Origin of the sequence: Streptantibioticus ferralitis, from assembly GCF_029223525.1 — a bacterium.
Classification (GTDB): Bacteria; Actinomycetota; Actinomycetes; order Streptomycetales; family Streptomycetaceae; genus Streptantibioticus_A; species Streptantibioticus_A ferralitis.
Map to the genome: position 1 here is coordinate 1 of NZ_JARHTQ010000082.1, position 2018 is coordinate 2018.

At 71.7% G+C, this 2018-nt stretch carries 1 protein-coding gene; it reads left to right on the forward strand.

Features of this window, described 5'->3' with window-relative positions; all coding sequences use genetic code 11:
- Window positions 1–25 precede the first annotated feature (25 nt).
- Window positions 26–2018 (forward strand): SpnB-like Rossmann fold domain-containing protein (locus P2L57_RS39730; protein ID WP_275823451.1); only part of this gene is annotated, 1993 nt, incomplete at its 3' end.

Here is a 2018-nt window from a genome sequence, read left to right on the forward strand (position 1 = left end):
CGCTGATGCGGTCGCGGTGGCGTTGATGCGTAAGGACCGCGATGGCATACAGAGCGCGCTCACCGCCGCCGGTGAACTGTTCGTGCAGGGTGTGCCGGTCTCCTGGGACGGGTTGTTCGCTGGGCGGAGGCCGGGGTGGGTGGATCTGCCGACGTATGCGTTCCAGCGCCGCCGGTACTGGCCTGAGGGTGGTGCGGTGGCTGCTGATGTGGCTGCGGCGGGGTTAGTGTCGGCGGAGCATCCGTTGCTGGGTGCGGTGGTGTCGTTGCCTGAAGGCGGTGGGGTGGTGTTCACCTCGCGGTTGTCGGTCGGGGCGCAGCCCTGGCTGGCCGACCATGCTGTTCAGGGTGTGGTGCTGTTCCCGGGGACGGGATTTGTGGAGCTGGTCGTCCATGCCGCCGATGTGGTGGGGGGTGGCCGGGTCAGTGAGTTGATCGTGGAGGCGCCGTTGGTGCTTCCGGAGCGGGGTGGCGTTCAAGTCCAGGTGGTTGTGGGCGAGTTGGTGGACAGGCGCCGTCCGGTGACCGTGTACGCGCGCCCCGACGCGGGTGGGGAGAAAGCCTGGTTCCGGCACGCCAGCGGTGTCGTGGATGACACGACGGCGGCTGAGGCGGCCGGTTTCTCCACCCTGGCCGGGGTGTGGCCGCCGGTCGGCGCAGAAGCGCTGGACACCGACGGGATCTACGAGCGGATCGCCGGTGAGGGATTCGTGTACGGGCCGTCGTTCCAGGGCCTGACCCGGGCCTGGCGCCGCGACGGTCAAGTCTTTGCCGAAGTCGTGCTGCCCGAGCCTCAATCGGGTCGGGCCAGCGGTTTCGGGTTGCACCCGGCGTTGCTGGATGCGGTGCTGCATGCATCGCTGTTCGTGGACCTCGAGCCCGCGGAGTTTGGCCGGTTGCCGTTCAGCTTCGGGGATGTGGTGCTGCACGCGTCCGGGGCGACCCGGGCGCGGGCCTGCCTGACGCAGACGGGTCCGGATTCGCTCTCGGTCGCGGTGGCCGATGCGGCCGGCGGCGCGGTGCTGTCGCTGGGATCGCTGGTCGTGCGCCCGTTGACGCCGCAGGCGCTGACCGCCGCCAGCGACGGCCAGGACGAGACTGTGCTGGCCGTGGAGTGGACCCCCCTCGACGCCCCGTCCCCCGTGCTGGACGACTGGGCGGGCGTGGCCGCCGCAGTGGTGGCCGGTCCCGAGCCGGAGGTGGCGTGGCTGCCGGGTGCGCTGGTGCACGAGCACGTCGACCGGGTGGAGTCTGACTCGGCCCTGCCGCTGGTGGTCGCGGTGTCCGGCGGGGACAGCCCGATCGACGGGGCCCACCGGTCCAGCTGGTGGATGCTGGCCCAGCTGCAGGCCTGGCTGACCGGGGACCGGGATCTGATCGTGCTGACCTCGGGTGCGGTCGCCGTCGGCCCCGGGGAGGCGGTCACGGATCTGGGCGCCGCCGCAGTGTGGGGTCTGGTCCGTTCGGCGCAGGCTGAGAACCCCGGCCGGATCACGCTGATCGACGCCGATGCCGCGACCGGGATGTCGGCCGGTCTGCTGGCCGTCGCGCGCGACACCGGCGAGCCCCAGCTGGCGGTCCGTGCAGGGAAGCTGCACGCTGCCCGGCTGACGCGGGCCGATACGGGCTTGGCAGTGCCGCAGGCCGATGCGTGGCACCTGGACTCGTCGGCCAAGGGAACCCTCGAAAATCTGCGGCTGGTGCCGTTCCCGTCGGCCGCGCGCCCGCTGGAGAGCGGCGAGATCCGGATCGGGGTGCATACGGCCGGCCTGAACTTCCGCGACGTCCTCAACGCCCTGGGGATGTACCCGGGTGAGGCTGGCCCGCTGGGCGGCGAGGTCGCGGGTGTGGTCACCGAAGTGGGCCCGGACGTGTCGGACCTGCGGGTGGGCGACCGGGTCATGGGTATCACCGACGGCGGGTTCGGCTCGGTGGTGGTGACCGACCGGCGGCTGGTCGTGCCGATCCCGGCGGGCTGGTCGTTCGCGACGGCCGCCTCCATGCCGACGGTCTTCCTGA